Source organism: Corynebacterium sp. (assembly GCF_012837295.1).
In the GTDB taxonomy this organism is placed as follows: domain Bacteria; phylum Actinomycetota; class Actinomycetes; order Mycobacteriales; family Mycobacteriaceae; genus Corynebacterium.
In genome coordinates this window covers 1-7,627 of sequence record NZ_DURI01000314.1, presented here as the reverse complement: position 1 = coordinate 7,627, position 7,627 = coordinate 1, and the positions used below count along the sequence as shown (strand labels likewise).

At 69.9% G+C, this 7,627-nt stretch carries 4 protein-coding genes; all 4 read left to right on the top strand.

Annotation, left to right across the window (positions count from 1 at the left end):
* Window positions 1-410: 410 nt before the first annotated feature.
* A complete protein-coding gene (locus GX015_RS10260; protein WP_291344922.1) occupies window positions 411-1,484 on the top strand; it encodes a DivIVA domain-containing protein in 1,074 nt (357 codons plus the stop codon).
* 386 nt (window positions 1,485-1,870) lie between these two features.
* Window positions 1,871-5,068 (top strand): isoleucine--tRNA ligase, encoded by a 3,198-nt coding sequence (gene ileS / locus GX015_RS10255; protein ID WP_291344920.1) that lies wholly within the window; start codon window positions 1,871-1,873, stop codon window positions 5,066-5,068.
* Between the two features lie 205 nt (window positions 5,069-5,273).
* Window positions 5,274-6,041: a hypothetical protein gene (locus tag GX015_RS10250; RefSeq protein ID WP_291344918.1), complete on the top strand. Its 768-nt coding sequence runs from the start codon at window positions 5,274-5,276 to the stop codon at window positions 6,039-6,041.
* A gap of 29 nt (window positions 6,042-6,070) precedes the next feature.
* Window positions 6,071-7,540, top strand: a complete 1,470-nt coding sequence (locus GX015_RS10245) for a DNA polymerase IV (RefSeq protein ID WP_291344916.1) — start codon at window positions 6,071-6,073, stop codon at window positions 7,538-7,540.
* The last annotated feature ends 87 nt before the right edge of the window (window positions 7,541-7,627 follow it).

Below are 7,627 nucleotides of genomic sequence, written 5' to 3'. Positions count from 1 at the left end.
GTGGCCCGCCGGTTCCGTCGTTTCCCGGGGTGGAAATTGGTGTTCGGGGGAGGGGAAAAGCGGGCGGGGGCGGCGGAACGCGCGGAATTGCGGACTTTTGCAATCGGGGTTTCCGAATCTATTGTCCGGGTCAAAGTCCCAGGTTGAGCGGGAGGTTTAGGGTTTGGGTCGTGAGTTAACCGGCCGGACTCCGGTGTTTCCTGGGGTTTTCGGGGTGCACTGGACGTGTGTTGCAGGTGTGATGTCGGTAGTATGGTGCGGGAAGAAACAAGTATCGTCATTCGAGGATTGGTTTCTTCCGCCCGGATGAAGGGCGGGAGCCCGATTCCGACGTGCGGGTTCCCGGCCGAACAACGGCGGGTGCGTCCCGTGAAAATACAGCGTCCACAAATTTTGAAGGGGAACTCTCCATGCCGCTGACTCCAGCTGATGTGCACAACGTCGCGTTCAGCAAGCCGCCGATTGGCAAGCGCGGCTACAACGAGGACGAGGTCGACCAGTTCCTCGACCTCGTCGAGGATGCGCTCGGCGAGCTCCAGGACGAGAACGCGGATCTCCGTCTGCGCGTCGAGGACCTGGAGCGCGACCTGGAGGACGCCCGCTCCGGCGCGGCCGCCCCCGCCGTCGCCCCGGTCTCCGACTCGCAGACCTCCGACGTCGACGAGGACGCCCTGCGCGCCTCGATCGAGGCCGAGGTCCGCGCCGATTACGAGCGCCGCCTGGACGAGGAGTCCGCCCGCCTGCGCGAGGAGGCCGAGGACCGCGTCCGCGACGCCGAGGAGCGCGCCGCCGAGGCCGAGTCCCGCGCCGAGGCCGCCGCGTCGTCCGACGCCGGCACCCAGCAGCAGGGCTTCGTCTCCGCTCCGGCCGCCGAGTCGGGCGAGGTCGCCACGGCCGACACCCACATGCAGGCCGCCCGCGTCCTGGGCCTGGCCCAGGAGATGGCCGACCGCCTGACCTCCGACGCCAAGCGCGAGTCGGACGAGATGCTGTCGTTCGCCCGCACCAACGCCGAGACCACCGTCTCCGACGCGGACGCCCGCGCCGAGGAGACCCTGTCCAACGCCCGCCGCGAGGCCGATGAGACCCTGTCCAACGCCCGCCGCGAGGCCGATGAGACCCTCTCCGACGCCCGCCAGCGCAGCGAGCAGATGATCTCCGAGGCGCAGACCGAGGCCGAGAACACCCTCAACGACGCCCGCCAGCGTTCCGAGCAGATGATCTCCGACGCCGACGCCCGCTCCACGGCGACCATCACCACCGCCCAGGACAAGGCCGCCGAGCTGCAGGCCGACGCCGAGCGCAAGCACACCGAGATCATGACCACGGTCAAGGAGCAGCAGCAGGCCCTCGAGGGGCGCATCGAGGAGCTGCACATCTTCGAGCGCGAGTACCGCACCCGCCTGAAGACCTTCCTGGAGTCGCAGCTCGACGAGCTCAACTCCCGCGAGACCGCCGCTCCGGCCGACGGCTACAACAACTAGCCAGAGCGAACGAGCTCCGCGCCGGTCCGTCGCAAAGCGGACCGTGCCGCAGGCGCCCGCCCCATCCCCGCAATCGCCGGGGACGGGGCGGGCGCTTCGCCGTTGCGGGGGACCCGGTCTATACTGTTCCTTCGTATGCGCAGTGATCCGGCAATCACCGGGGAGCGTTCCGGAAGAACGGCGACCGACGGCCGCGCCCCGCACGGGGAGTGGGCGGGGAAACCAAGTAGAACCGGACGGGTCGGGCCCGCACAGCCCGGACGATGAGCGGGCCGCCCCCATCCTCGGGGTGGGGAACGGCCAAGCGGGGTGGTACCGCGCCGGCAGGCGTCCCCGTGGCACTTTCCCCGGTTTCGGCCGGGGTCCAGCGACCACGGAGGACCCACGTGAACAAGCCCACCCCCGCAGGCGGCGCCTACCCGCGCACCGACCAGTTCGGCGACGTGTCCGGCAGCCCCAGCTTCCCGGCCCTGGAGGACCGCGTCCTCGACTTCTGGGCCGCCGACGGAACCTTCCAGGCGTCGATCGACGAGCGCGACGGCGACGAAGAGTACGTCTTCTACGACGGCCCGCCGTTCGCCAACGGCCTGCCGCACTACGGCCACCTGCTGACGGGCTACGTCAAGGACATCGTCCCGCGCTACCAGACCATGCGCGGCAAGCAGGTCAACCGCGTGTTCGGCTGGGACTGCCACGGCCTGCCCGCCGAGCTCGAGGCGGAGAAGCAGCTGGGCATCACCGACAAGGGCCAGATCGAGGACATGGGCCTGGCCAAGTTCAACGAGTACTGCGCCACCTCCGTGCTGGAGTACACCAACGAGTGGCAGGAGTACGTCACCCGCCAGGCGCGCTGGGTCGACTTCGACAACGGCTACAAGACCATGGACCCCGACTTCATGGAGTCGGTCATGTGGGCGTTCAAGGAGCTGTACGACAAGGGCCTGATCTACCAGGGCTTCCGAGTGCTGCCGTACTCGTGGGCCGAGCACACCTCGCTGTCCAACCACGAGACCCGCCTGGACGACTCGTACAAGATGCGCCAGGACCCGACCCTGACGGTGACCTTCCCGGTCACCGGCGCCGTGGCGGGCTCGGCGGGCGAGGCGACGCTGGCGGAGCACCCGGAGCTTTCCGACGCCGCCGCCCTGGCCTGGACGACCACACCGTGGACCCTGCCGTCCAACCTCGCGCTGGCCGTGCACCCCGAGGTGGAGTACTCGCTGGTGCGCGTCGGCGAGAAGGGCCTGGCGGAGTTCGCCGGCCGCACCTTCCTGCTCGCGTCCAACCTGGTGGCGTCGTTCGCCAAGGAGCTGGGCAAGGACCGCGAGGTCGTGGCGACTTACACGGGCGCGCAGCTGGAGGGCCTGACCTACCGGCCCATCTTCGATTTCTTCGCCGACCAGCCCAACGCGTTCCAGATCCTCGTGGCCGACTACGTCACCACCGAGGACGGCACCGGCATCGTCCACCAGGCCCCGGCCTTCGGCGAAGACGACATGATCACGTGCCAGCGCTACGGCATCGAGCTGGTCATCCCGGTGGACATGGACGGCAAGTTCACGTCCCTGACCCCGCCGTACCAGGGCCAGCTGGTCTTCGACGCCAACAAGGACATCATCCGCGACCTCAAGGCCGCCGTCCGCGTCGTTCGCCACCAGACCATCGAGCACTCCTACCCGCACTCGTGGCGCTCGGGCGAGCCGCTGATCTACATGGCGCTGCCGTCGTGGTTCGTGGCCGTGACCAAGTTCCGCGACCGCATGGTCGAGCTCAACCACGAGCAGATCGAGTGGATGCCGGAGCACATGCGAGACGGGCAGTTCGGCAAGTGGCTCGAGGGCGCCCGCGACTGGAACATTTCGCGGTCGCGCTACTGGGGTTCGCCGATCCCGGTGTGGGTGTCGGACAATGACGAGTACCCGCGCGTCGACGTCTACGGTTCGCTGGCGGAGCTGGAGCGCGACTTCGGCGAACGCCCGAAGTCGCTGCACCGCCCCGACATCGACGAGCTCGTGCGCCCCAACCCGGACGACCCGACCGGCAAGTCCATGATGCGCCGCGTGCCGGAGGTCCTGGACTGCTGGTTCGAGTCCGGCTCCATGCCGTTCGCGCAGAAGCACTACCCGTTCGAGAACAAGGAGTGGTTCGACACCCATTCGCCGGCGGACTTCATCGTCGAGTACTCGGGCCAGACCCGCGGCTGGTTTTACACGCTGCACGTGCTGTCGACGGCCCTGTTCGACCGCCCGGCGTTCAAGAAGGTCGTCGCCCACGGCATCGTGCTCGGCAACGACGGCCTGAAGATGTCCAAGTCGAAGGGCAACTACCCGAACGTCAACGAGGTCTTCGAGCGCGACGGCTCCGACGCGATGCGCTGGTTCCTGATGTCCTCGCCGATCCTGCGCGGCGGCAACCTGGTGGTCACCGAGCAGGGCATCCGCGACGGCGTGCGCCAGGCGCTGCTGCCCATGTGGAACGCCTACTCCTTCCTGCAGCTCTACGCGTCGAAGCCGGCGCAGCGCGCGACGGATTCGGACAACGTGCTGGACCGCTACATCCTGGCCAAGCTCGCCGCGACGGTGAAGGCGACCACGGAGAAGCTGGACGACACCGACATCGCCGGCGCGACCGACGAGATCCGCTGGTTCTGCGACGCGCTGACCAACTGGTACGTGCGCCGTTCGCGCGACCGCTTCTGGGCGGGCGACGAGGAGCACCCGGAGGCCTTCAACACCCTGTACACGGTGCTGGAGACGCTGACGCGCCTGGCGGCGCCGATGCTGCCGCTGGCCACGGAGGTCATCTGGAAGTCCCTGACGGGCGGCCGCTCGGTGCACCTCGCGCCGTGGCCCACGGCAGATGAGCTTGCCGACGACGACGCGCTCGTGGCCGCGATGGACGACGTCCGTGCTGTGTGCTCCGCCTCGTCGCGCGTCCGCAAGGCGCACCAGCTGCGCAACCGCCTGCCGCTGCCGAAGCTGACCGTCGCCATCCCGGACGCCGGTGCGCTGGAGCCGTTCAAGGACATCGTCCGCGACGAGGTCAACGTCGACGACGTGGAGCTGACCGAGGACGTGGCCTCCGTGGGCCGCTTCGAGGTCGCAGTCAACGCCCGCGCCGCCGGCCCGCGCCTGGGCAAGGACGTGCAGACGGTGATCAAGGCCGTGAAGTCCGGCGATTACGAGGTCGTCGACGGCGTGGTCGTCGCCGGCGGCATCGCGCTGGAGGAGGGCGAGTACACCCGCCGCCTGGTCGCGGAGAACGCCGAGTCGACCGCCGAGGTCGACGGCGTCGACGGCCTGGTCGTGCTGGACATGACGCTGACCGAGGAGCTGGAGTCCCGTGGCTGGGCCGCCGACCGCATCCGCGGCCTGCAGGACGCCCGCAAGTCCTGCGGCCTGGACATCACCGACCGGGTCTCCGTGACCATGAACGTCCCGGCCGAGCGCGAGGAATGGGCGCACCGCCACAAGGACCTCATCGCCGGCGAGGTGCTGGCGACGTCCTTCGAGGTCGTCGTCGATGGCGCGGCGCTGGCCCACGACCTGGGCGACGGCTGCACCGCGGAGGTCGCCAAGGCCTGATGGCCTGATGGCCTGAACCCCATCCTCGGGAGCCGGTTCCGTCCGGCCCCGGGGCCGGCGCCCGCGGGCGTCGTCCACACCCCGCGATCGATCCACAATCGCCCTTTGGCCACCGCCTCCCGAGCTGCGTTCGGGAGGTGGTGGCCTTAGCGTTTACCCGTGGGCGCCGGATGGGCCGGGGCCCGTGGAACGAGGGGGTTCGGGGATGAATGGCAGCACGTGGCCCGATGGCGACGAGCCGGGGCCGGAGGAAGTGGAGTACCTGGGCACGGTCGATGCCGTGGCCCGATTGCTGGAGGAGGAGTTCGGGCCGGGCAAGACGTGGCCGTGGACGTGGGCGCGACGGGCGGACATGGCGGAGTGCATCATCGACGCGGTGTTCTCCGTCCGCGCCCGCAACGTCGACGTCGATCGCATAGTCGACCGGTGGCGACACTGGCAGATGGAGGAGGGCATCGCGGCGGTGACGCCGTGGGACCTGGCGGTCGCACTGCGCAACCTGCCGGGATTGACGGGAGCCGGGCCGATCCAGGTGGTGGAGGGTGATCCGGCCGCCCGCCGCCCGGTGTTCCCGCGCAACCGGATCGCGGGCCGGTTGAAGACGACCATCGCCGAGGAGGCCGCGAGGGTCCTCGACGACGCCGGGATCGTCGGCATGGAGAGCTTCCGCCAGCGGCTCCGGATCAGCCCGATGGCGCTGCGCAACGAGTGGTTGCGCGTCCGCGGCCTGGGGGAGACCTCCTTCTGCCACATGCGGCTGCTGGCCGGCTCCGATGCGCTGGACCCGGGCGTGCGCGTGCTCCGCTTCCTCGGTCTGGGCCGCGCGGTGTCCGTGTCGTGGGCGAAGGACGTGATCCTGGGCGCCGCCGACGCAATGGACGTGCCCCCGGTGGCTGTGGAGTACGCGCTGTCGCTGCTGGCGGCGCGGTCGCACGTGCGACCGAAGAAGAGCGGGGAGGCCGACGCCGCCTGAGCCCGGCGCCCCGCCTATGCTGGGCAGTCATGCATCGCTGGGTCCTGCACATCGACATGGACGCGTTCTACGCGTCCGTCGAACAGCTGACCCGGCCGACGCTGCGGGGGAGGCCGGTGCTCGTCGGCGGGGTCGGCGGGCGCGGCGTGGTCGCCGGGTGCTCCTACGAGGCCCGCGCCCACGGCGCGCATTCGGCCATGCCGATGATGCAGGCCCGCCGCCTCATGCCGCCCGGCGCCGTGATCGTCAGTCCCCGCAAGGGCATTTACGGCCCGGTGTCGCGCCGCGTGTTCTCGATCATCCGCGACCGCGTGCCGGTGGTGGAACAGCTCAGCGTCGACGAAGCCTTCATGGAGCCCGCGGAACTCGCCGGCGCGGACGCGGTGACGGTGGAGGAGTGGGCGCAGCAATTGCGCGCCGACATCCGCGCCGAGACCGGCCTGCCCTCGTCGATCGGCGCGGGCCCGGGCAAGCAGTTCGCCAAAATCGGTTCCGGGCTGGCGAAGCCGGACGGGGTCTACATCATCGAAAAGTCGAGGCAGCACGAACTGCTCGACCCGCTGCCCGTCGGCAAGCTCTGGGGAGTCGGTCCCGTCACCGAGTCAAAGCTGAAGGCACAGGGAGTGGAGACCATCGCGGACTTCGCCGCACTCGAGCGCCGCGACGTGGAGATCACGCTGGGGCGCACCGTCGGGCCGGCGCTGCAGTTGCTGGCCCGGGGCATCGACGATCGGCCGGTGAAGGAACGGGACATCGCGAAGTCGATTTCCGCGGAGTACACGTACCCGCGGGACCTGGACTCCACCGCGCAGATGCATTCGGCGATCGAGCGCGCCGGGCGGAAGTCGCACGGCAGGTTGCTCGCCGACGGCCGCGGCGCGCGCACGATCACCGTCAAGGTTCGATTGGCCGACCTGAGCCTGCACACGCGGTCCGAAACCTTGCCGTACGCGACGCAGGACGTGGAGACGCTGCTGTCGGTGGCGCACCGCCTGGCGTTCGACCCCACCTCGATCGGGCCGGTGCGGCTGGTGGGCGTGGGGCTGTCGGGCCTCGACTCGACGATGCAGGCCGTGCTGTTCCCCGAGCTCGATCGCGGGCAAGTCGTGGAAGACACGGTGCCGGGGCTCGCCGACGTGCCCGCCGGTCTGGTGGAGCTCACCGGCGACGGGGCGCTGCCGGTGTACCGGGTGTCCGATTCGAAGTGGGCGCCGACCTCCGACGTCCATCACCCGGAGCACGGGCACGGCTGGGTGCAGGGGTCCGGGCACGGGGTCGTGTCGGTGCGGTTCGAATCGCGGTCGACCGGTCCGGGCCGGGGGATCAGCCTCCCCGAGGACGACCCCGACCTGCGGGAGTGCTCGCCGTTGTGCAGCCTCGATTGGGAGGACTGGTTCGCCGAGCACGACGACGCCGCCGAATGGGCGGATCAGCCGCCAAAGGAATCAGAGGCCGGCGCCCGGGACGACGCCGGAGCCGCGCCCGGCGCTCCCGCCTAGAACAGGGTCTGGGGGTGCGCGCCGGCCGCGATGGCCGCGGCGAGGATGATGCGCGCCTGCGGGGCGTGGACGCAGCCCGCCCCGACG